Raw genomic sequence first — 19930 nt, forward strand, 5'->3', positions numbered from 1 at the left:
TGGCTTCACTTAATCAGCGCCAGATATTGCTGACAGATTGCCGCCGTATCAAATTCGGCAAAGGCATCCGCTGCTAACAACGGCGGGTGCTGATAAATGTCACACATTGCTGTTGCCAGCGATTCAGGATTGAGATCTGCCAGGCCGCGCGCTAAATCACCTTGCAACAGCCACATCGGGCCACCCGGACAACGCGTACTGACAACAGGCGTGCCACACAATATGGCTTCGATCAGCACATTACCAAAACCCTCGCTATCCGAACTGACAATCAGCATTGCCGCCCGGCTGATCCATGCATAAGGATTTTGTGTAAAGCCCTGGAAAATAACACGATTGGCAATCCCTAACGCTTGTGCCTGGGCTTCTAAAGCGGCTTTACGCTGTGCCGATCCCTGCCCCAATAACACCAACGGCAACTGAATATTGCTTAATGCGTAAGCCTTTAACAGGCGGTCATGCCGTTTGGTTTCGTGGAAGCGCCCGACATGCACCAGAAAACCAGACTCAGGCACTTCGGCGGGCTCTGCTGCCAACTGCCGAATCAGTGCAATATCGAACGGATTGCCAATTACCGCTTCGCCTGTGAGCTTCACAGCAAAGGCCTCTTTCAAATCCTCCAGCACGGCGGGTGAAACGCCGACTACGTTACGCCCCTGATAAACCTGCTGGATTTTACGCGCCTTTAACCAGCGTGATAATCCGGTGCGATGCCCAAGATAGGAGGCTGAAAACACGCCATGCAGGCAGAACCAGATTTTCTTCGCATCCAGCGCGCGACTTCGACGCACGATACGGTCGGTTTTGTGCAGATGAGACACCACAAGATCAAATTCACCTGCCGTTTTCTCCGCCTGTTGTACTGCTTCGTCCAGCAAACGGGCTCGACGACTCAGCTCGGTGAGTTTGCGCCAGGGTCGACGATTGGTGTCCAGAATGACCTGATAATCCACTCCCTGCGGCAAGGGGTACTCGCACACTTGTCGCAGGGAAAACAGTGATACACGGTGCCCCTGTGCCAGCATACCGGTGACCAGCGTCAGAACCACTCTTTCAGCGCCGCCGCCCGGCAATCCATCTATCACCATGAGTATGCGTTTTGACAAAATATTCTACCTGTCTGAATGAAATAACATGTGATTGCCTGCAGTCCTGGCCAGGATAGTAGCGCAGATCCTTCGTGCTTTTCGCCTGTTTCCTGCCCGGGCAAATAGTTTTGCGTCACTGAATGGCTCAGCGTAACATTGCGATTTTATTGGCTTCAGGCGGCGAACATGACCCGGCACGCGTTCCTTATTACCATTGACACTGAAGGCGACAACCTTTGGCGCAATCACCGTTCAATCACCACCGAAAATACCGGCTATCTGCCACGTTTTCAGGACCTGTGCGAGCGTTATGGTTTTAAACCCACCTGGCTGACCAACTATGAAATGGCGATGGATCCTGCTTTCGTGGAATTCGGCAAAGATGTCATCGCGCGCAAACAAGGTGAGATTGGCATGCATCTGCATGCATGGAACAGTCCGCCAGAAGCGCCACTCACCGATGATGACTGGCGTTGGCAGCCTTTCCTGGTCGAATACCCGGATACCGTGCTGCGCGATAAAGTCGTTTATATGACTGATCTGTTGGAGGAAAAGTTCCAGACGAAAATGCTGAGCCATCGTGCAGGGCGCTGGGCATTTGATGAACGCTATGCCGCCATTCTCACCGAACTAGGCTATCAGGTGGATTGTTCCGTTACCCCGCGCGTGAACTGGTCCTTCACACGCGGCGCACCACAGGGTAAAGGCGGCACAAACTATACAGATTTTCCGTTCAAACCTTATTTCATCGATCCGCAGGATATCTCACGCAGCGGCAACTCTTCACTGCTCGAAATCCCTATGAGTATTCAATACAAATACTCGCCTTTGATGAATACCTTCAAACAAAGTCTGTATCGACTTCGCGGCAAGCAAAAAAGCCCCGCCGTACATTGGCTGCGCCCGTCCGGCGGTAATCTTGCGGATATGCAACGTGTGGTCGAAATGTCGCTGGCAGAAGGCAATAATTACACGGAATTTATGCTGCACAGCTCTGAGTTCATGCCAGACGGCAGCCCAACGTTTAAAAACGAACGCGATATCGAACAGCTTTATGAGGATCTAGAGGCGCTCTTCAGTTGGTTAGCGCCCCGTTTCGTTGGCCAGACTCTGTCGGAATATCACGACAGTTTTAAGCTACAGCAGTAGTTTTAAGCTACAGCAGTCCGTACGTTAAGTTTCTGCCATGCCTGCCAGACCGTTTCCGGTGAGATATCACGACATTCTCCGGAATCGGTCTGCATAATCTGGTACTCACCCGACCATGGATGCCACAACGTCGCATTGGTATCGCCAAAGAACACCACCTGCTTTTTATGCAGCCCGGCGGCAAGATGCATCTGCCCCCCATCGCTACACAAAATTTGCTCGCAGCAATCAAAGCCTGCGATGACTTCTCGCACCGATGCGGTGGGATAGCGCGCTACGCGTGATGAATTGACCAACGCCATCAACTCATCAGCACGGGCCGCATCGCCTTTGTCGTGAGGATCCAGCGTGCCCTGCGGTGACCAAAACACCAGAACACGCGCCTGCTCATCTTCCAGCAGCTTATTGATAAAAGCCGCATAACTGGCTATCGGCCAGCGACGCTTAGGGCTGCGACTGCTGATGTGCACACCATAGACCCTTCCTGCTGAAGCAAAGCTTTGTGCAACACGCGCTTTGGCCGCTTCACGTTCTGCATCGGCGAGATAAAGATTCACAGATGGCACTTCAGGCAGGCTGTCAGTCAACGCAGAGAGATAAGAAAAGGTATGTTCGACCTGATGGCTGCCCTGAAAATCGCTTTTACGGAACGGATGATCCAGCTGAACGTCGGGCAAAGCAGCGCCAATAATATTGTGCGCGCCGGCCATTTTCGCCAGGCGTAAGCTGTATTTGCACGGCACCGGATTAGCCAAAATCGTGGCATCAAAGCGCGTTTTACGCAGTGCCAGCATGATTTTTACGCGCTGCCAGTAAACACCGAGTGTGGTTTCGTTCTTACCGCGATGTTTGGCTTTTTTGTAGACATACAGACGGTCAACGTGAGGATTATGGCTCACCACATCCTGAGCAATCTTATTAACCAGTAGGGTGATTTTTGCGTCAGGAAAAGTGCGTTTCAAACCTTCCAGCAGTGGAGTGGTACACACCATATCGCCAATGTTATCGCGTCGGATAACAAGGATGTTTTTCATACTGATGCCCAGGGTAAAAAGGATTGATGCCAAACATTCCGGCCAGAACCGTTCCTAAAAGCGCAAAAATGCCAGCGAGCTAACTACTTTTGACCATTAATGTCCAAAAAGTTCTGAATTTCTTAGCAATAATTAACGTTATAAAATCGTAAATAATTCATAAAACCATAACTAACAATGTCGCTTGATAATCCCGCACTTTCCATCATTACACCCATGTTCAACGCTGGCGCGATGTTCGAGACGTTTATGCAGTCTCTACTGGCGCAGTCGCTGACAGATCTCGAGATCATCATTGTCGATGATGGTTCCACCGATGGTTCAGGCGAACGAGCTGAGGCTTATACGCATCAATATTCTCAGGTGCGGGTTATTCACCAGGCTAATGGTGGCGTCTCACGGGCACGCAATGCCGGATTAGCCGTCGCAAAAGGCAAGTACGTCACATTCCCGGATGCAGACGACACCATGAGCCCAACCATGTATCAAATACTGGTTGAGATGGCCGAGCGAGACGATCTCGATGTCGCGCAGTGTAATGCGGAGTGGTTTTTCAAAGCCAGCCAGACGACCAAACCGTTGATTCCCCTGGATCGCTTAACCAGCACCGATGTATTGAGCGGCCCAGAATGGCTGAACACCGCACTGCAGACGCATCGATACATGCACGTGGTATGGCTGGGTATTTATCGCCGTGAACTGATTGAACAAAACAATCTCACTTTCGAACCGGGGTTACATCATCAGGATATTCCCTGGACCACAGAGTTCATGTTCAACGCCAGACGCGTGCGCTACACCGATCAAATGCTCTACCGCTACTACCTGCACGATGCCTCCATCAGCAACCGCAAACGTACCGGCCAACGAAATGTTGAGTATCAACGCCACTACCTGAAAATCGCGCAGATGCTGGAAGAGATCAATGCACGCTATCGCGATAAAGTTAAAATCTATCCCGTATTCCATTATCAAATCACGCATGAAGCCCTCAGCGTCTGCCATTCCATTCGCCGTGAACCGGAAGAGAGCGCACGGCAGGCGATGATTGCGGATCTGTTTGCCACGCAAACCCATAAACGTATGCTGCGGAATGCACGCGGCGCGCGGCAGTGGTATCAACTGCTGTTATGGCTGAGTCGGATTTATCGCTGGCGTAACAAATAAGCGTCGCGGCTGGCTTTCGCCCTATAGGGGTTTGCCCTACAATCAGCTCACTGAAATTTGAGATCATTTGAGTATGGCAAGCCCGATTCCAGTCCAATTTGCACCGAAAAATATTCTGCTGATCAAGCTGCGCCATCACGGCGATATGCTGCTGACCACGCCCGCTATCAATGCGCTGCGCCAGCGCTATCCAAACGCCAACATCGACGTCCTGTTGTATAAAGAGACGCGGCCGATGCTGGAAGCACACCCCGCTATTCGCCAGTTGCACATTATTGACCGCAACTGGAAAAAAGAGGGCGGCTGGCAGAAGTTCCGCCATGAGATGGCGCTGCTTTCAGCTGTACGTGCCTGCCATTATGACGTGGTCATTAACCTCGCCGATCAATGGCGCAGCGCGATTATCACACGTTTTTCAGCTGCGCCGGTGCGCATTGGTTTTGCCTACGCCAAACGTGATCACGCTCTGTGGCGTTGGTGCCATAACTATCTGGTTTCGACAAAAACACATAATCAATTGCACACCGTCGAGCAGAATATGGCGGCGCTTGAACCGCTAGGTATCAGCGCAGAAGGTGCAAAAGCCTCAATGCACTTTAGTGCGGCAGATAAACAGAAAGTGCAGGATGCATTGGTTCAGCAAAAGGTCAGCGGGCCATTTATCGTGTTACAGCCAACATCGCGTTGGGTATTCAAATGCTGGGAAGATGAAAAGGTCGCGCAGCTGATTGATACGCTCGCCGCCGATGGTCATACCATCGTGCTGACTGCCGCACCTGACAAGCATGAGCAAGCGATGATCGCTCACATTCAGTCGCTGTGCCATAGCCAGAATGTGGTTTCACTTGCCGGGCAGCTTTCATTGCCGCAATTGGCGGCATTGATTGATGCAGCGCAGCTGTTTATCGGTGTGGATTCTGCCCCCATGCACATGGCCGCCGCACTCGATACGCCCTGTCTTGCGCTGTTTGGCCCCACCAAACTGCAACACTGGCGTCCGTGGGGTGAAAACAATCGCGTGATCTGGGCCGGTGATTATGCACCGCTGCCTTCGCCAGACGACATCGATACCAAAACAGAACAGCGCTATCTCTCAGCCATTCCGGTGGATGATGTGGTGGCCGCCGCCAGGAGTTTTTTGCATGACTAAGTTACGCCTGGCGATTGTCCGGCAGAAATATCGTCCGGATGGCGGTGCCGAGCGTTTCATCTCGCGGGCGCTGGAAGCACTGGACAGCGAGCAGCTCGATCTGAATATCATCACACGCAGCTGGCAGGGCACACCCAATCCAGCCTGGCATCTGCACATCTGCAATCCCGCCAAATTTGGACGCGTATCGCGCGAACGCGGTTTTGCCCACGCGGCACGTGCATGTTGGGAACGTGAGAAGTTCGATATCGTGCAGAGCCACGAACGCATTGCGGGCTGCGATATTTTCCGCGCCGGTGATGGCGTCCATCGCGTGTGGCTGGAACAACGTGCGCGTATCGTCTCACCCTGGCAGCGCTTGAGCGCCAGCCTGAGTCCTTACCATCGTTATGTTCTGCAGGCTGAAGCAGAGATGTTCAATGCAGCATCACTGAAAGCGGTGATCTGTAACTCAGAGATGGTGAAGCAAGATATTTTGCGTCATTTCACGCTAGATGCCAGCAAAATCCATGTCATTCACAACGCCATCGATAGCCAACGTTTCCAGCCAGCAACTGAAGCTCAGCGCTACGCCATACGCCAGCAATTGACGCTGCCACAGGATGCCACGGTGATGATCTACGTGGGTTCAGGCTTTGAGCGCAAAGGCTTGAAAGCCGCCATTGAAGCACTCGCCCACAGCGATCGCTATCTGGTTGTGGTTGGCCAGGACAAACAACTTTCACGCTATCAGCAGCTGGCTAACCAGCTTAATTGCCTTGATCGCTTGCGCTTTGTTGGCGTGCAGCAGGATGTGCAGCCCTATTATCACGCCGCTGACGCCTTACTGTTGCCCACGCTTTATGATCCTTTTCCGAATGTGGTGCTTGAAGCGATGGCCTGCGGTTTGGCCGTGATTACCAGCACCGGCTGTGGCGGCGCAGAATTTATTCAAGCCGGTCAGGAAGGCTTCGTTTGTGATGCATTAGATATCAAGGCATTAAATGACGCCATTGTCGCCACACCTGCACTTTCGCAGAATTCTGCCATGGGTGAAGCCGCACGCCGCAGAATCGAACCTTTTGGTCCACAGCGGCTGGCGCAGTCCCTGACTTCACTCTATCAGCAGGTGCTGAAGACCAGCTGACGAAGTGGTATGAGCAGGCGGTCAGTTTCTGATAACATGCCGCCTTTCATGTGTTTTTTGACGCGAATCTGTCGTAACGATAACTATGACAACTCTATACACAGCCCTGCTCTATTTAATACAGCCACTGATCTGGCTGCGCCTGTGGCTGCGCGGTCGAAAAGCACCGGCCTATCGTAAACGCTGGTCAGAACGCTACGGCTACTGTGTGGGAAAAGTTGAACCGCACGGCATTGTGCTGCATTCGGTTTCTGTGGGTGAAACACTGGCCGCCGTGCCGCTGGTACGCGCATTGCGCCATCGCTATCCTACTCTGCCGATCACCGTGACTACCATGACGCCAACCGGTTCCGAACGCGCTCAGTCCGCGTTTGGTAAAGATGTGCATCATGTCTATCTGCCCTATGATTTGCCCGGTTCGATTAACCGTTTCCTTGATACCGTTGAACCTCGTCTGGTGATCATCATGGAGACCGAGTTGTGGCCGAACATCATCCGTATTCTGCACCAGCGCCAAATTCCGCTGGTCATTGCCAATGCCCGTCTGTCAGAGCGCTCGGCCAAAGGCTATAAAAAGCTCGGTGGCTTTATGCGCGATTTGCTGCAGCGTATTACGCTGATTGCGGCGCAGAACAACGAGGATGCTGAGCGTTTCCTGAGCCTGGGCCTCAAGCGTACGCATCTCGCCGTCACTGGTAGCCTGAAGTTTGATATCTCCGTGACGCCAGAGTTGGCGGCCCGTGCGGTCACGTTGCGCCGTCAATGGGCATCGCGCCGTCCGGTGTGGATCGCCACCAGTACACATGAGGGTGAAGAGACCATCATCCTTGATGCGCATCGTCGCCTGTTGCAGCAATTTCCCGATCTGTTGCTGATTCTGGTGCCACGCCATCCTGAACGTTTCAAAGATGCCTGCGAGCTAACGCAAAAGCGCGGTTTCAGTTTCACTCTGCGCAGCAGCGGTGAGATTCCGTCTGGCGCAACGCAGGTCGTGATTGGCGACACCATGGGTGAATTAATGCTGCTGTACGGCATCGCCGATATCGCCTTTGTTGGTGGCAGTTTGGTAGAACGCGGCGGTCATAATCCGCTGGAACCGGCTGCCCATGCCATTCCGGTGCTGATGGGGCCGCATATCTGGAACTTCAAAGATATCTGCGCCAAATTGCAGCAGGCTGAAGGCCTGATCACCGTCACGGACGTGGTTTCGCTGGAGAAACAGGTGGCCAATCTGCTGCAGGATGATGATTACCGCCGCTATTACGGCCGCCACGCAGTCGAAGTGCTGCATCAAAATCAGGGCGCATTGCAGCGTCTGCTACAGTTACTCGAACCACATTTGCCGCCACGAGCTCATTAACGCATGCCACAACGCCAACGTCTTTCCGTGGTGATGATCGCCAAAAACGAAGCTGAATTGCTGCCGGAGGCGCTGGCCTCAGTGAGCTGGGCAGATGAGATTGTGCTGCTGGATTCAGGCAGCCAGGATAACACCGTAGCAGTGGCCCGCGCGCACGGCGCGCAGGTGCATCAGGCTGAAGGCTGGGCGGGCTTCGGCAAGCAGCGCCAGCGTGCACAAGCCCATGCAAGCGGCGATATGATTCTGATGCTGGATGCCGATGAGCGTGTCACGCCCGAGTTACGCCGCGCGATTGAAAACGTACTGGAGCAACCACCCTCTGATACTGTTTATTGCCTGGGACGCAGCAATTTGTTCCTTGGCCGCTTTATGCGCCATAGTGGCTGGTATCCGGATCGCGTGATGCGCCTCTATCCTCGCGTACTCAATTACAATGACAATCTGGTGCACGAATCGCTGGAAACTCAGGGCGCACCGGTGGTGACGTTACCAGGCGATCTCCAGCATCTCACCTGCCGCGATTTGATTGCTTTCCAACGTAAACAGATGAATTATGCCGAAGCCTGGGCGCAAGAACGTTTTCAGCGAGGCAAGCGTTGTGGCATCTTCTCGATTTTCAGCCACACGTTAGGCGCATTCCTTAAGACGTTGCTGCTGCGCGCCGGATTCCTCGACGGCAAGCAGGGCTGGATTCTGGCCGTCGTCAACGCGCAATACACCTTTAACAAATACTCAGCGCTCTGGGCGCTGCATCACACCTCAACACAAGGTCGCGTATGAGCACCAAAGCGATTTATCCCGGCACGTTCGATCCCATCACGTTGGGCCATGTGGATATTGTGACGCGCGCGGCGCAGATGTTTGATCGCATCGTGGTTGCTATTGCCGCCAGCCCCAGCAAAAAGCCGCTGTTTACACTCGATGAGCGCGTGGATTTGGCACGGCAGGCCACTCAACACTTAGCCAATGTTGAGGTGCTGGGTTTTAGCGATTTGATGGCGAACTTCGCCAAAGCGCAAAATGCCAATGTGCTGGTGCGAGGACTGCGTGCGGTGTCAGATTTCGAATATGAACTGCAGCTGGCACAGATGAACCGTCATTTGCTACCTACACTGGAGAGCGTGTTTCTGATGCCGTCCGAAGGATTCTCATTCGTGTCATCATCGCTGGTGAAGGAAGTGGCGCGTCATAAAGGTGATGTGCAGGCATTTCTGCCTGCCGTGGTGCATCAGGCATTGCTGACAAAACTGGCGCAGCCCTGATTAATGCTGGCAGCGAGGGCACCAGAAGGTGCTGCGCTGGCCATGTTTGCCGCTGACGATTGGCGTACCGCAGGCTCGGCAGGGTTCGCCCGCCCGACCGTACACCTGCAATTCCTGGGCAAAGTAGCCAGGCTTTCCATCGGTTTGCAGGAAATCACGTAGCGTGGTACCGCCTTGCTCAATCGAACGCAGCAAGACGGCCTTGATTGTCGCCACCATCAACTCCGCTTCATCACGACTCAAACTCATCGCCGATCGATCGGGTAAGATCCCGGCGGTAAACAGTGATTCACTGGCATAAATGTTGCCCACGCCAACCACCACTTTGTTATCCATCAGCCACTGTTTAATGACCGTGCGCTTTCCACGTGACTTCTCAAACAGATAAGCACCATCGAATTCGCTGCTGAGCGGTTCAGGACCGAGATGTGCCAGTACGCTGCTGCCTTCAAGCTCAGAGGCCCACAGCCATGCACCAAAGCGACGTGGGTCGGTGTAACGCAGCACCTTGCCGTTACTCATCACCAAATCGACGTGGTCGTGCTTAGCCGCGGGTTGCTCACCCGGTAACATGCGTAAACTGCCAGACATGCCGAGGTGAATGATGATCCAGCCGTGGGGTAATTCCAGCAGCAGGTATTTTGCGCGCCGTTGCACGCTCAACACTGGTTGGTCGCTCAGCGCATGAATTTCGTGCGAGACCGGCCAGCGCAGGCGTGAATTACGCACAATCGCATGCAAAATCGTTGCGCCCACCATATGTGGCTCAATACCACGTCGGCTGGTTTCTACCTCTGGTAATTCAGGCATGTCATCTCCTCAACAAATCGCAGAAACAAAAAACCCGGCCGAAGCCGGGTTTTTCGCAAGAACACCAAAATTACTTAATTTTGGCTTCTTTGTAGATCACGTGCTGACGTACAACCGGATCGAACTTTTTCAGTTCCAGTTTCTCTGGTTTAGTACGTTTGTTCTTCGTGGTGGTATAGAAGTGACCTGTACCAGCAGAGGAAACCAGCTTGATCTTCTCACGAATACCTTTAGCCATGATTCAATTCCTTAGTACTTAGTACTTCTCACCACGGGCGCGGATTTCGGTCAGAACCGTATCAATGCCCTTTTTATCAATAACACGCATACCTTTAGCAGATACACGCAGAGTAACGAAGCGCTTTTCGCTCTCAACCCAGAAACGGTGAGAGTGCAGGTTCGGCAGGAAACGGCGTTTCGTCGCGTTCATTGCGTGGGAACGGTTGTTACCCGTTACCGGACGCTTTCCAGTTACCTGGCAGACTCGTGACATTTCTATTCTCCAAAAATCAAATCAGCTCGAGCTTTAAAAACTAGGTTTTGGCCGCCTCGTCAGGCCTTAGCCCGCCCAAGCGAGTTCCATGTGAACCCGCTAAGCTGGCCCAAACGCCAAACCCGAGATTCTCAAAGGTGGCGTAGTATACGCCGCTCAGCCCAAGTGCTCAAGTCCCGAACAAATAAAGATCCCGATGGATCGCGCGAAAATGCATCATTTCTGCGCAATCGGATGGTTATTTTACAGCCAACCGCGCTCAGCGAAGGAGGTATACTCGCCGTGACCGATCACCAAATGATCAAGTAAGCGAATATTCAGCAGCGCGCAAGCCTGCCCGACTTTACCGGTAATATCACGATCGGCGCGACTGGGCTCGGCTATGCCGGAAGGATGATTATGCGCCAAAATCACGGCGGCCGCGTTGAGTTTTAACGCTTCGCGCACAATTTCACGTGGATGCACTTCGACACTGGCAATACTGCCGGTAAACATCTTTTGCGCCTGCAAAACCCGATGCTGATTATCCAGGAATAGCGCCATAAAAACCTCTCGCTCCTGATGCGCCAGCACGCTTTGCAAGTAATGCCTTGTCACCTGTGGATTCTCCATCACATTTTCTCGCGCCAGCTGACTGGCGAAAAAACGTCGCCCCAGTTCAGCCACTGCATGCAGTTGGGTAATTTTGGCCGTGCCTACGCCTTTAATCACGCTCAGTTCTGTTTCATTTGCGGTCATGATGCGATATAGCGAGCCAAACTCATTAAGCATTTGTCGCGCCAGCGCCATCACCGGAATACCGTGGCTGCCGGTGCGCAAAAAAATCGCTAACAGTTCTGCATCGCTCAATGATTCTGCGCCTGTGATGGCCAGTTTTTCTCGTGGGGCCAGTTCCGTCATGACATTCTCCTTCCTGGGTCAGGGCGATTGTGCGTATTTGCCAGGAGGCATACCAGCAAGCCGGTCGCGATTTCAGAGCCATCTCGCAAAGGGCGCAGGCCGTGAAAAGGCGGTCGCTGGATTTTGTGATAAAGTTGCCTGCATCTGCCGCATCACAGCGGCAATCCGTTTTGAGTTGAGGCAAAGAACATGACGGGATTAGCCGGAAAAAAAATTCTGCTCGGCGTCAGCGGCGGTATTGCTGCTTATAAAACACCCGAGTTGGTTCGTCGTCTGCGCGATCGTGGCGCAGAGGTGCGTGTCATGATGACTGATGCAGCGAAAGCCTTTATCCCTCCGCTCAGCTTACAAGCCGTTTCCGGATATCCGGTGCTGGATGATTTACTCGACCCTGCCGCTGAAGCCGCTATGGGCCATATCGAGCTGGCGAAATGGGCTGATCTGATTGTACTGGCCCCCGCGACCGCCGATTTGATTGCACGCATCACGGCAGGGATGGCTAACGATTTGGTCACCACGGCTTGTCTCGCCAGCGCAGCGCCTCTGGCCATCGTGCCGGCCATGAACCAACAGATGTACCGCGCGCCGATTACCCAGGAGAATCTTCAGCGTCTGGATCAGCGAGGCGTTCTGATTTGGGGGCCGGACAGCGGCAGCCAGGCCTGCGGCGATGTAGGTCCCGGCCGCATGCTTGATCCGCTGGCAATTGTCGCTCATGCGCTGGAGTGGGCCGCGCCCGTCAACGATCTGCAACATCTCAACATTATGATCACCGCGGGCCCAACCCGTGAGGCGCTGGACCCGGTTCGTTACATTAGCAATCACAGCTCCGGTAAAATGGGATTCGCCATTGCCGCCGCCGCCGCAAAACGTGGCGCAACGGTGACACTGGTGGCGGGCCCGGTCACACTGCCTACGCCCGCTGGCGTCACGCGCGTTGATGTGGGGAGTGCACTGGAAATGGAAGCGGCGGTGATGGCGCAAATCAGCCAACAACATATTTTCATTGCCAGCGCTGCCGTGGCAGACTACCGGGCGGCAAACATTGCCGCAGAGAAAATCAAAAAACAGGGTGGCGATGATAACGTCACGCTGCAGTTGGTGAAGAACCCGGATATTGTCGCAGGCGTAGCGGCATTACAGAAACATCGCCCTTATGTGGTGGGATTTGCTGCCGAAACCCAGAATGTGGAAGAATACGCGCGGCAAAAACGGGTGCGAAAAAATCTGGATCTGATCTGCGCGAACGATGTGGCGCAGGCAGGACAGGGATTCAATAGCGACACCAATGCTCTTCACCTTTTTTGGCAGGAAGGAGAGAAAGTCTTACCGCTCAGTGATAAGACGCTCCTTGGCCAACAATTAATAGACGAGATTGTCAGCCGTTATGATGAAAAAAATCGACGTTAAAATTCTGGATGCGCGCGTGGGTAACGAATTCCCACTGCCAACTTATGCCACCTCGGGTTCTGCGGGTCTCGATCTGCGTGCTTGCCTTGATGGTGCACTGGAGATCTCCCCAGGCATGACCACGCTGGTGCCAACTGGTCTGGCGATTCACATTGCTGACCCTGCGCTGGCCGCTGTGATTTTGCCCCGCTCAGGTCTGGGCCATAAGCATGGAATCGTGCTGGGCAACCTGGTGGGCTTAATCGACTCCGATTATCAGGGCCAACTGATGGTCTCCGTCTGGAACCGTGGTCAGGATAGCTTTACGCTGCAGCCTGGCGACCGTTTGGCACAACTGGTCTTTGTTCCGGTGGTACAAGCCGAATTCAACCTGGTGGAAGATTTTGACACCAGCGATCGCGGCGCCGGCGGTTTTGGCCACTCTGGTCGTCAGTAACACGCGACACTTTTCGCAAGCCATCTTTTTATCTCTCGTCGCTACGGGCCAAACTGCTTGTGGCTGACGAGGCAGTATTGCCTGTTTTTGGTGAATTTCAGGGGTCTTGAAGGTCATGGCAGAAAAAAAAGCCGCGAAACGGAATCGTCGCGAAGAGATTTTGCAGGCGCTAGCGCAAATGCTGGAGTCGGGCGATGGCAGTCAGCGAATCACCACCGCCAAGCTGGCAGCCAATGTAGGCGTTTCGGAAGCGGCACTCTACCGCCACTTCCCGAGCAAAACGCGTATGTTCGACAGCCTGATCGAGTTTATTGAAGACAGTCTGATTACCCGCATCAATCTAATCCTGAAAGATGAGAAAGAAACACTCGCACGACTGCGTTTAATCGTGCAGCTGATTCTGGGATTTGGTGAGCGTAATCCGGGGCTGACACGCATTTTGACTGGCCACGCGCTGATGTTTGAACAGGATCGCCTGCAAGGGCGTATCAATCAGTTGTTCGAACGCATTGAGGTGCAGCTGCGTCAGGTGATGCGAGAAAAGAAAATGCGTGATGGGGAAGGCTTCCAGACTGATGAAACGCTGCTGGCGAGCCAGTTGCTGGCGTTCTGCGAAGGGTTGCTTTCCCGCTATGTGCGATCTGAATTCCGCTATCGCCCAACCACTGATTTTGACAGCCGCTGGCCACTGATTGCGGCACAGTTAGTTTAGCGATTCATCAGGCGCGCCCATGATTGGGCGCGCGATAAAATACCTTGGTTCATCATCCGGTCGCCAGCGATGGCGGCCGTGATAAAGCCGCGGTGTTAAATACCGTACTCTTTACGATACGCCCGCACTTTCGCCAGATGGTCTGCCATTTCCGGCTTCTCTTCCAGATAATCAATCAGTTCCGCGAGCGTAATGATCGCCGTGACCTTGCACTGATAGTCACGTTCCACTTCCTGAATGGCGGAGATATCACCACGGCCGCGCTCCTGGCGATCCAGCGAAATCATGACGCCCGCCAATGTGGCATTGTGCGCGCTGATGATGTCCATCGATTCACGAATAGCGGTACCTGCGGTGATCACATCATCCACCAGCATCACTTTACCCTGCAGCGGGCTACCGACCAGCAAGCCGCCTTCACCGTGGTCTTTGGCTTCTTTACGATTGAAGCAGTAAGGCACATCGCGATCATGATGATCGGCCAGTGCGACGGCCGTGGTGGTGGCAATCGGAATCCCTTTGTAGGCCGGGCCAAACAGCAGATCAAAATCAACGCCGCCATCCACCAGCGCCTGCGCATAGAAACGTCCCAGCAGCGCTAAGTCACGGCCAGTATTGAATAAACCGGCATTAAAGAAGTATGGGCTTTTACGACCCGATTTCAGGGTGAACTCACCAAACTTCAGCACCCCTTTGTTCAGGGCGAATTCAATAAACTGACGCTGCCAGGCTTTCATTTCTCACTCCTCAAATAAAGAAAAGGCGACTCTATGGTCGCCTGTTATATCAATTTGTTAGCGCTGCTTTTTGCGCCTGAATCAACTGCTCAATGCCGCCTCGCGCCAGCGCCAGCAGCTGCAGTAATTCCTCATGGCTGAACGGCTCGCCTTCGGCGGTGCCCTGCACTTCAATCATGCGGCCATCTTCAGTCATGACGACGTTCATATCGGTTTCAGCCGCAGAATCTTCCACGTACTCAAGATCGCACAGCGCTTCACCGCCAACGATACCGACCGAAATCGCCGCCACCATGCCTTTTAACGGGCTGGCTTTTAACTTGCCCGCTGCAACCAGCGCATTCAACGCATCGGCTAACGCGACGCATGCACCGGTAATCGACGCAGTACGCGTGCCACCGTCGGCCTGAATCACGTCGCAGTCCAGTGTGATGGTGAACTCGCCCAACGCATCCAAATCCACTGCGGCACGCAGCGAGCGAGCAATCAGACGTTGAATTTCCAGCGTACGGCCACCTTGCTTACCTTTGGCCGCTTCGCGCGCCATACGGCTGTGGGTGGAACGCGGCAACATGCCGTATTCCGCAGTGACCCAGCCCTGACCTTTGCCTTTGAGGAAACGTGGCACACCCTCTTCAACGGTGGCGGTGCACAGCACTTTGGTTTCACCGAACTCAACCAGCACGGATCCTTCTGCATGTTTGGTGTAGTGACGAGTGAGGGTGACGGGACGCACTTCAGATGCGTTACGGCCTGCTGGACGCATGGTTTCTCTCCGGCTTACTTAGGTTTGGCTGCGCATTATACGGACTTCGTGCGCGGCTGTCCTGCCTACATGCGGCACTTTTCCCGGATGAAATTTCGCCTCAGCTGTGGCTAAATGCGCCCTTTCCTCTCATAAAAAGACAAATGATGACAGCAATACTCCATTTCCTGCTGGCGCTGGTGGTGATCTTCGCCCTTGCGCTATTGGTCAGTCATGACCGCAAACTGATTCGCCCACGTTTTATTATTCAATTGCTGGTGGTTGAAGCGGCACTGGGTTGGTTCTTCCTGCATTCTGCGGGCGGCCAGTCTGTGGTGACCGCTGTCGGCGGCTTCTTCGAAACCTTATTGACCTTTGCTGCGCAAGGTACCGATTTTGTGTTCGGCAATATGGCGAAACAGGGACTGGCGTTTATTTTCCTCGGCGTGCTCTGTCCGATTGTGTTCATTTCCGCCCTGATCGGCATCTTGCAGCACTGGCGTATTCTGCCGTTGTTGATTCGTCTGGTCGGTACCCTGCTGTCGAAGGTGAACGGGATGGGCAAACTTGAATCATTCAATGCCGTGAGTACGCTGATTCTGGGTCAATCGGAGAACTTCATCGCCTATAAAGGTATCCTCGGCGATATCTCCGCACCGCGCATGTACACCATGGCCGCAACTGCGATGTCGACGGTGTCGCTATCGATTGTCGGTGCTTACATGTCGATGATTGATGCAAAATATGTGGTTGCCGCACTGCTGCTGAATATGTTCAGTACCTTCATTATCCTGTCGATCATCAACCCGACACGCCCGGAAAATGAAGAACGCATTGCACTGGATAAGCTGCACGAAGACCAGAGCTTCTTTGAGATGCTGGGCGAATACATCCTGGCAGGTTTTAAAGTGGCGATGATTATTCTGGCGATGCTGATTGGATTTATCGCCCTGATCGCCGCCATTAACGCTCTGTTTGCCGCGGTATTTGGCTACAGCTTCCAGCAACTGCTTGGCTATGTCTTCTATCCGTTTGCGTGGTTGATTGGCATTCCTTCTGCCGATGCCCTGCAAGCGGCAAGCATCATGGCGACCAAACTGGTAGCCAATGAATTCGTGGCCATGATTGAGCTGAAGAAAGTCGCTGCGGGAATGTCACCGCGCGGTCTCGGCATTCTGTCCGTGTTTTTAGTGTCTTTTGCTAACTTTGCCTCAATTGGCATCGTGGCGGGAGCGATTAAAGGACTGAATGAGCGCCAGGGCAATGTGGTATCGCGCTTTGGCTGGAAGCTGGTTTATGGTTCCACACTAGTGAGCCTGCTGTCAGCCGCGTTTGCAGGATTGTTCATTTAATCACAGCGGAGCGGCCTGCTAGCCGCTCTTTACAGGGGCGCGCCCATCAAAGCGGCCCTGTTCTGCTTTAGAACGCGACACACACCAGCGAATCGACACGCATCACCGACTCCTGATCGAAGCGCGTTTTATAAATGTCGCGCAGCGCATTGATGCTGTCAGAACTTGCACGGCCCGGCTGATGTATCAGCATTAACGCTTTGCTGTTTTCACGCGCCAGCTTTCCACCCTCTCCCAGCCACTGACCTTTACCGTCATACACTGAAAGCCCATCTTTGAATCGTGGCGTGACATCATTATCAACAAATTGCTGCCATTCGCTGCTGCTGATGACGCCGCCTTTCGGCTTGTTCATCCCAAACCACAGGGTGGTTTGCATCATGATGTCTCCTGAGCCGCACACGGCAACAGGGGCGGTATTGGGTAGAATTTGTTCACGAGGTGCAGCGGGTGTCTGGCATCCGGCCAGAAAGAAGACGATAGCCAACGGCATCGCCAATTTATTCAGCATCATAGCCTCAGACTGTTTAAGTATCACACTGGACATCATAGGGTGTGAATGATGGATACGTCATCCTTTTCACTGAAAGTTGCGCGCGGCGTTAGCTCATTGCGCTTATGCCTATCATGGTTTGGCTGCCATCACTATAATGCGATGAACATTCCTGAAAATGAGTACAAGCTTATGATCCGCAGCATGACCGCTTACGCCCGCCGTGAAGCAAAAGGCCACTGGGGCAGCGCAGCCTGGGAAATCCGTTCGGTAAACCAACGCTATCTGGAAACCTACATCCGTCTGCCGGAACAATTTCGTAGCCTGGAGCCGGTGATTCGCGAGCGTATCCGTAATCGCCTGACGCGCGGTAAAATCGAGTGCAACCTGCGCTTTGATGCCGACCCCAGTGCACAAGGTGAGCTGCAACTGAATGAGGCGTTGGCGAAACAGCTGGTGCGATCCGCCAACTGGGTGAAGATGCAGACCGACGAAGGCGCGATCAATCCGCTGGATATTCTGCGCTGGCCTGGCGTGATGTCAGCTCAGGAACAGGATCTGGATGCTATCAATACCGAACTGCTGACCGCACTCGACGGCACACTGGATGACTTCATCATTGCTCGTGAAAGCGAAGGCACTGCGCTCAAAACCCTGATTGAGCAGCGTTTAGAAGGCGTGTCGCTGGAAGTCAGCAAGGTGCGTGCGCAGATGCCGGAAGTGGTGAAGTGGCAGCGTGAACGTCTGGTCAGCAAACTGGAAGAAGCGGAAGTACAGCTGGAAAATACGCGCCTTGAGCAAGAACTCGTCATGATGGCGCAGCGCATTGATGTGGCGGAAGAGCTGGATCGTCTGGATGCGCACGTCAAAGAGACCTACAACATCCTGAAGAAGAAAGAAGCGGTTGGTCGCCGTCTCGACTTTATGATGCAAGAGTTCAATCGTGAGTCGAACACACTGGCCTCTAAGTCGATCAATGCCGATATCACGGCGTCAGCTATTGAGCTGAAGGTATTGATTGAGCAGATGCGCGAGCAGATTCAGAACATCGAATAACACCTCATTCGGCTGGTGTTAAAAAAAGCCCGGTGATCCGGGCTTTTTTGCCCGCTCAGCATGCCCAGTGCGTTTCGTTTATCCTTTAGACCAATTTGCAGACTTTGCAATGTAAAGATTGTGAAAGCTTTGATGATGATGCATGTCAATGGCTGACCAAACATGACTGTGAATCAACCTTAGGGACTTTCACAGTAAGAAATTATGTTGTTGTTTTTCATCAACTATTTATTTTCATTCCATGAATCTTCCGTTGAAAATACGCTTCCTCAATGAAACCTCTCCATCCTAAAGATTGCAGAGATTACGTTTCTTTGAGGGCACTATTTGCTAATCTACTGGTCGTAATTAACACAGCCGTACCGCCAGGAATTCATGGACACCCTTCTTTGTGCGATACACCCACTCTTTCCCTGAAGGCGTTATGAAGAAAAACGGGCAGTTCAATTCTAAACTTTTGCATCCCCGCTACTGGTTTACCTGGTTTGGGCTGGGTGTGCTGTGGCTGCTGGTGCAGCTTCCCTATCCTATTTTAATTCGGCTTGGCGCCTCTGCCGGCAAGCTGTCGCGTCACTTTCTGAAGCGTCGTGAGCGCATTACCCGCCGCAATATTGAACTCTGCTTCCCGCATATCAATGAGGAAGATAAAGAGGTATTGATCGCCGGTAATTTTGAATCCCTTGGTATGGCGCTGGCAGAAACCGGTATTGCCTGGTTCTGGTCGGATGCGCGCGTCCGCCGTTATTTCCAGGTTGAAGGCCTGCACAACCTGCAAAATGCGCAGCAAAACCATCGCGGCGTGATGGCGATTGGTGTGCATTTCATGTCGCTTGAGCTGGGTGGCCGCATTACCGGACTGTGCCAGCCAATGATGGCGATGTATCGCCCTCACAATAATCAGGCAATGGAGTGGGCGCAGACAAAAGGTCGTATGCGATCGAATAAGGCGATGATTGATCGTCGCGATCTGCGCGGTATGGTGCAGGCATTGAAACAGGGCGAAGCCGTCTGGTTCGCGCCAGATCAGGATTACGGCCCGAAAGGCAGCGTGTTCGCTCCGCTGTTTGCTGTCGAAAAAGCGGCTACCACCAATGGCACCTTCGTATTATCGCGTCTGGCTAAACCGGCCATGCTAACGATAGTGCTGATCCGCAACAGCGATAAGAGCGGTTATCAGCTCATCATTCAACCGGAGTTGCAAAACTATCCGTATGAAGATGAAGCGGCTGCCGCGGCTTACATGAATAAAGTGATCGAGAAAGAGATCCTGCGCGCACCTGAGCAGTACTTATGGCTGCACCGCCGCTTTAAAACTCGCCCACCGGGTGAAGCGTCACTTTACGTCTAATCTGTTGATGCAGCAGGCCTTCGCCTGCTGCCCCTTCTGCACTGCTCACATTTACCAACCATTCTTAACGAAAAACAGGTTTGTCAAAAATTGCACAGACTC

Annotated in this window: 22 protein-coding genes; 13 read left to right on the forward strand and 9 right to left on the reverse strand. The window is 53.2% G+C overall.

Annotated features, from left to right (window positions below; translation table 11 throughout):
- Positions 1-5 precede the first annotated feature (5 nt).
- Positions 6-1088, reverse strand: a complete 1083-nt coding sequence (locus tag FD737_RS18065; RefSeq protein ID WP_160834205.1) for a glycosyltransferase — start codon at positions 1086-1088, stop codon at positions 6-8.
- A 186-nt stretch (positions 1089-1274) separates the two neighbouring features.
- Between FD737_RS18065 and FD737_RS18070 the strand changes: the two genes are divergently transcribed.
- A complete protein-coding gene (locus FD737_RS18070; RefSeq protein ID WP_097119661.1) occupies positions 1275-2237 on the forward strand; it encodes a polysaccharide deacetylase family protein in 963 nt (320 codons plus the stop codon).
- Between the two features lie 2 nt (positions 2238-2239).
- Here FD737_RS18070 and FD737_RS18075 read toward each other — a convergent pair whose 3' ends face one another.
- Positions 2240-3271: a glycosyltransferase family 9 protein gene (locus tag FD737_RS18075; protein ID WP_160834191.1), complete on the reverse strand. Its 1032-nt coding sequence runs from the start codon at positions 3269-3271 to the stop codon at positions 2240-2242.
- Between the two features lie 177 nt (positions 3272-3448).
- Between FD737_RS18075 and FD737_RS18080 the strand changes: the two genes are divergently transcribed.
- The 6 genes from FD737_RS18080 (at position 3449) to coaD (ending at position 9336) form a co-directional block, all read left to right on the forward strand.
- Positions 3449-4438, forward strand: a complete 990-nt coding sequence (locus tag FD737_RS18080) for a glycosyltransferase (RefSeq protein WP_160834192.1) — start codon at positions 3449-3451, stop codon at positions 4436-4438.
- Between the two features lie 73 nt (positions 4439-4511).
- The gene (rfaQ, locus tag FD737_RS18085; protein WP_160834193.1) at positions 4512-5588 is read left to right on the forward strand and encodes a putative lipopolysaccharide heptosyltransferase III; all 1077 of its coding nucleotides are present in this window, start codon (positions 4512-4514) and stop codon (positions 5586-5588) included.
- Positions 5581-6714 carry a glycosyltransferase family 4 protein gene (locus FD737_RS18090; protein WP_097119658.1) on the forward strand — a complete coding sequence of 378 codons (1134 nt, stop codon included), beginning with the start codon at positions 5581-5583 and terminating at the stop codon, positions 6712-6714. The genes rfaQ and FD737_RS18090 overlap by 8 nt, the downstream gene beginning before the upstream one ends.
- Before the next feature lie 85 nt (positions 6715-6799).
- Entirely contained in the window at positions 6800-8074 is a 1275-nt protein-coding gene (waaA, locus tag FD737_RS18095; protein WP_097119657.1) for a lipid IV(A) 3-deoxy-D-manno-octulosonic acid transferase, read from the forward strand.
- A gap of 3 nt (positions 8075-8077) precedes the next feature.
- On the forward strand, positions 8078-8854 hold the full coding sequence (locus tag FD737_RS18100; protein WP_097119656.1) for a glycosyltransferase family 2 protein: 777 nt from the start codon (positions 8078-8080) through the stop codon (positions 8852-8854).
- A complete protein-coding gene (gene coaD / locus FD737_RS18105; RefSeq protein ID WP_097119655.1) occupies positions 8851-9336 on the forward strand; it encodes a pantetheine-phosphate adenylyltransferase in 486 nt (161 codons plus the stop codon). The genes FD737_RS18100 and coaD overlap by 4 nt, the downstream gene beginning before the upstream one ends.
- Here coaD and mutM read toward each other — a convergent pair whose 3' ends face one another.
- The 4 genes from mutM to radC form a co-directional block, all read right to left on the reverse strand.
- Positions 9337-10146, reverse strand: a complete 810-nt coding sequence (gene mutM, locus FD737_RS18110) for a bifunctional DNA-formamidopyrimidine glycosylase/DNA-(apurinic or apyrimidinic site) lyase (RefSeq protein WP_034823825.1) — start codon at positions 10144-10146, stop codon at positions 9337-9339.
- Positions 10147-10216: 70 nt separating this feature from the next.
- Positions 10217-10384, reverse strand: coding sequence for a 50S ribosomal protein L33 (gene rpmG, locus FD737_RS18115; protein WP_001051798.1), 168 nt, complete (start codon positions 10382-10384; stop codon positions 10217-10219).
- A gap of 18 nt (positions 10385-10402) precedes the next feature.
- On the reverse strand, positions 10403-10639 hold the full coding sequence (rpmB, locus tag FD737_RS18120; RefSeq protein WP_007885297.1) for a 50S ribosomal protein L28: 237 nt from the start codon (positions 10637-10639) through the stop codon (positions 10403-10405).
- 243 nt (positions 10640-10882) lie between these two features.
- On the reverse strand, positions 10883-11539 hold the full coding sequence (gene radC, locus FD737_RS18125) for a DNA repair protein RadC (protein WP_160834194.1): 657 nt from the start codon (positions 11537-11539) through the stop codon (positions 10883-10885).
- A gap of 189 nt (positions 11540-11728) precedes the next feature.
- Between radC and coaBC the strand changes: the two genes are divergently transcribed.
- From coaBC to slmA, 3 genes are all read left to right on the forward strand, one after another.
- On the forward strand, positions 11729-12949 hold the full coding sequence (gene coaBC, locus FD737_RS18130) for a bifunctional phosphopantothenoylcysteine decarboxylase/phosphopantothenate--cysteine ligase CoaBC (RefSeq protein ID WP_160834195.1): 1221 nt from the start codon (positions 11729-11731) through the stop codon (positions 12947-12949).
- The gene (gene dut / locus FD737_RS18135; protein WP_034823835.1) at positions 12927-13385 is read left to right on the forward strand and encodes a dUTP diphosphatase; all 459 of its coding nucleotides are present in this window, start codon (positions 12927-12929) and stop codon (positions 13383-13385) included. The genes coaBC and dut overlap by 23 nt, the downstream gene beginning before the upstream one ends.
- A gap of 115 nt (positions 13386-13500) precedes the next feature.
- Positions 13501-14097, forward strand: coding sequence for a nucleoid occlusion factor SlmA (gene slmA / locus FD737_RS18140; protein ID WP_097119650.1), 597 nt, complete (start codon positions 13501-13503; stop codon positions 14095-14097).
- Between the two features lie 95 nt (positions 14098-14192).
- Here the strand turns inward: slmA and pyrE are convergent, their stop codons facing one another.
- Together pyrE and rph are read right to left on the reverse strand one after the other, a co-directional pair.
- Positions 14193-14834, reverse strand: a complete 642-nt coding sequence (pyrE, locus tag FD737_RS18145; protein WP_034823839.1) for an orotate phosphoribosyltransferase — start codon at positions 14832-14834, stop codon at positions 14193-14195.
- A gap of 49 nt (positions 14835-14883) precedes the next feature.
- On the reverse strand, positions 14884-15600 hold the full coding sequence (rph, locus tag FD737_RS18150) for a ribonuclease PH (protein WP_034823841.1): 717 nt from the start codon (positions 15598-15600) through the stop codon (positions 14884-14886).
- A gap of 146 nt (positions 15601-15746) precedes the next feature.
- On the opposite strand from rph, the gene FD737_RS18155 reads away from it, so the two are divergent.
- Positions 15747-16931 (forward strand): NupC/NupG family nucleoside CNT transporter, encoded by a 1185-nt coding sequence (locus FD737_RS18155; protein WP_097119688.1) that lies wholly within the window; start codon positions 15747-15749, stop codon positions 16929-16931.
- A 67-nt stretch (positions 16932-16998) separates the two neighbouring features.
- Here FD737_RS18155 and FD737_RS18160 read toward each other — a convergent pair whose 3' ends face one another.
- Positions 16999-17442 (reverse strand): DUF3574 domain-containing protein, encoded by a 444-nt coding sequence (locus tag FD737_RS18160; RefSeq protein WP_097119687.1) that lies wholly within the window; start codon positions 17440-17442, stop codon positions 16999-17001.
- A 174-nt stretch (positions 17443-17616) separates the two neighbouring features.
- Here FD737_RS18160 and FD737_RS18165 point away from each other — a divergent pair, with 174 nt between their 5' ends.
- On the forward strand, positions 17617-18480 hold the full coding sequence (locus FD737_RS18165) for a YicC/YloC family endoribonuclease (RefSeq protein WP_097119686.1): 864 nt from the start codon (positions 17617-17619) through the stop codon (positions 18478-18480).
- Between the two features lie 424 nt (positions 18481-18904).
- Complete coding sequence (lpxP, locus tag FD737_RS18170; protein ID WP_034823845.1) at positions 18905-19828, forward strand: kdo(2)-lipid IV(A) palmitoleoyltransferase; 924 nt, start codon at positions 18905-18907, stop codon at positions 19826-19828.
- The last annotated feature ends 102 nt before the right edge of the window (positions 19829-19930 follow it).

Source organism: Pantoea sp. Seng (assembly GCF_009829935.1).
In the GTDB taxonomy this organism is placed as follows: domain Bacteria; phylum Pseudomonadota; class Gammaproteobacteria; order Enterobacterales; family Enterobacteriaceae; genus Pantoea; species Pantoea communis.

Excerpts from the sequence above, each read along its gene's own strand:
- coaD (WP_097119655.1), top strand. The coding sequence starts at position 8,851 with ATGAGCACCAAAGCGATTTATCCCGGCACGTTCGATCCCATCACGTTG.
- waaA (WP_097119657.1), top strand. The coding sequence starts at position 6,800 with ATGACAACTCTATACACAGCCCTGCTCTATTTAATACAGCCACTGATC.
- lpxP (WP_034823845.1), top strand. The coding sequence starts at position 18,905 with ATGAAGAAAAACGGGCAGTTCAATTCTAAACTTTTGCATCCCCGCTAC.
- rfaQ (WP_160834193.1), top strand. The coding sequence starts at position 4,512 with ATGGCAAGCCCGATTCCAGTCCAATTTGCACCGAAAAATATTCTGCTG.
- rpmG (WP_001051798.1), bottom strand. The coding sequence starts at position 10,384 with ATGGCTAAAGGTATTCGTGAGAAGATCAAGCTGGTTTCCTCTGCTGGT.
- FD737_RS18075 (WP_160834191.1), bottom strand. The coding sequence starts at position 3,271 with ATGAAAAACATCCTTGTTATCCGACGCGATAACATTGGCGATATGGTG.
- FD737_RS18100 (WP_097119656.1), top strand. The coding sequence starts at position 8,078 with ATGCCACAACGCCAACGTCTTTCCGTGGTGATGATCGCCAAAAACGAA.
- radC (WP_160834194.1), bottom strand. The coding sequence starts at position 11,539 with ATGACGGAACTGGCCCCACGAGAAAAACTGGCCATCACAGGCGCAGAA.
- pyrE (WP_034823839.1), bottom strand. The coding sequence starts at position 14,834 with ATGAAAGCCTGGCAGCGTCAGTTTATTGAATTCGCCCTGAACAAAGGG.
- FD737_RS18090 (WP_097119658.1), top strand. The coding sequence starts at position 5,581 with ATGACTAAGTTACGCCTGGCGATTGTCCGGCAGAAATATCGTCCGGAT.
- coaBC (WP_160834195.1), top strand. The coding sequence starts at position 11,729 with ATGACGGGATTAGCCGGAAAAAAAATTCTGCTCGGCGTCAGCGGCGGT.
- FD737_RS18155 (WP_097119688.1), top strand. The coding sequence starts at position 15,747 with ATGACAGCAATACTCCATTTCCTGCTGGCGCTGGTGGTGATCTTCGCC.
- FD737_RS18080 (WP_160834192.1), top strand. The coding sequence starts at position 3,449 with ATGTCGCTTGATAATCCCGCACTTTCCATCATTACACCCATGTTCAAC.
- mutM (WP_034823825.1), bottom strand. The coding sequence starts at position 10,146 with ATGCCTGAATTACCAGAGGTAGAAACCAGCCGACGTGGTATTGAGCCA.
- FD737_RS18070 (WP_097119661.1), top strand. The coding sequence starts at position 1,275 with ATGACCCGGCACGCGTTCCTTATTACCATTGACACTGAAGGCGACAAC.
- FD737_RS18165 (WP_097119686.1), top strand. The coding sequence starts at position 17,617 with ATGATCCGCAGCATGACCGCTTACGCCCGCCGTGAAGCAAAAGGCCAC.
- rpmB (WP_007885297.1), bottom strand. The coding sequence starts at position 10,639 with ATGTCACGAGTCTGCCAGGTAACTGGAAAGCGTCCGGTAACGGGTAAC.
- dut (WP_034823835.1), top strand. The coding sequence starts at position 12,927 with ATGATGAAAAAAATCGACGTTAAAATTCTGGATGCGCGCGTGGGTAAC.
- rph (WP_034823841.1), bottom strand. The coding sequence starts at position 15,600 with ATGCGTCCAGCAGGCCGTAACGCATCTGAAGTGCGTCCCGTCACCCTC.
- FD737_RS18065 (WP_160834205.1), bottom strand. The coding sequence starts at position 1,088 with ATGGTGATAGATGGATTGCCGGGCGGCGGCGCTGAAAGAGTGGTTCTG.
- FD737_RS18160 (WP_097119687.1), bottom strand. The coding sequence starts at position 17,442 with ATGCTGAATAAATTGGCGATGCCGTTGGCTATCGTCTTCTTTCTGGCC.
- slmA (WP_097119650.1), top strand. The coding sequence starts at position 13,501 with ATGGCAGAAAAAAAAGCCGCGAAACGGAATCGTCGCGAAGAGATTTTG.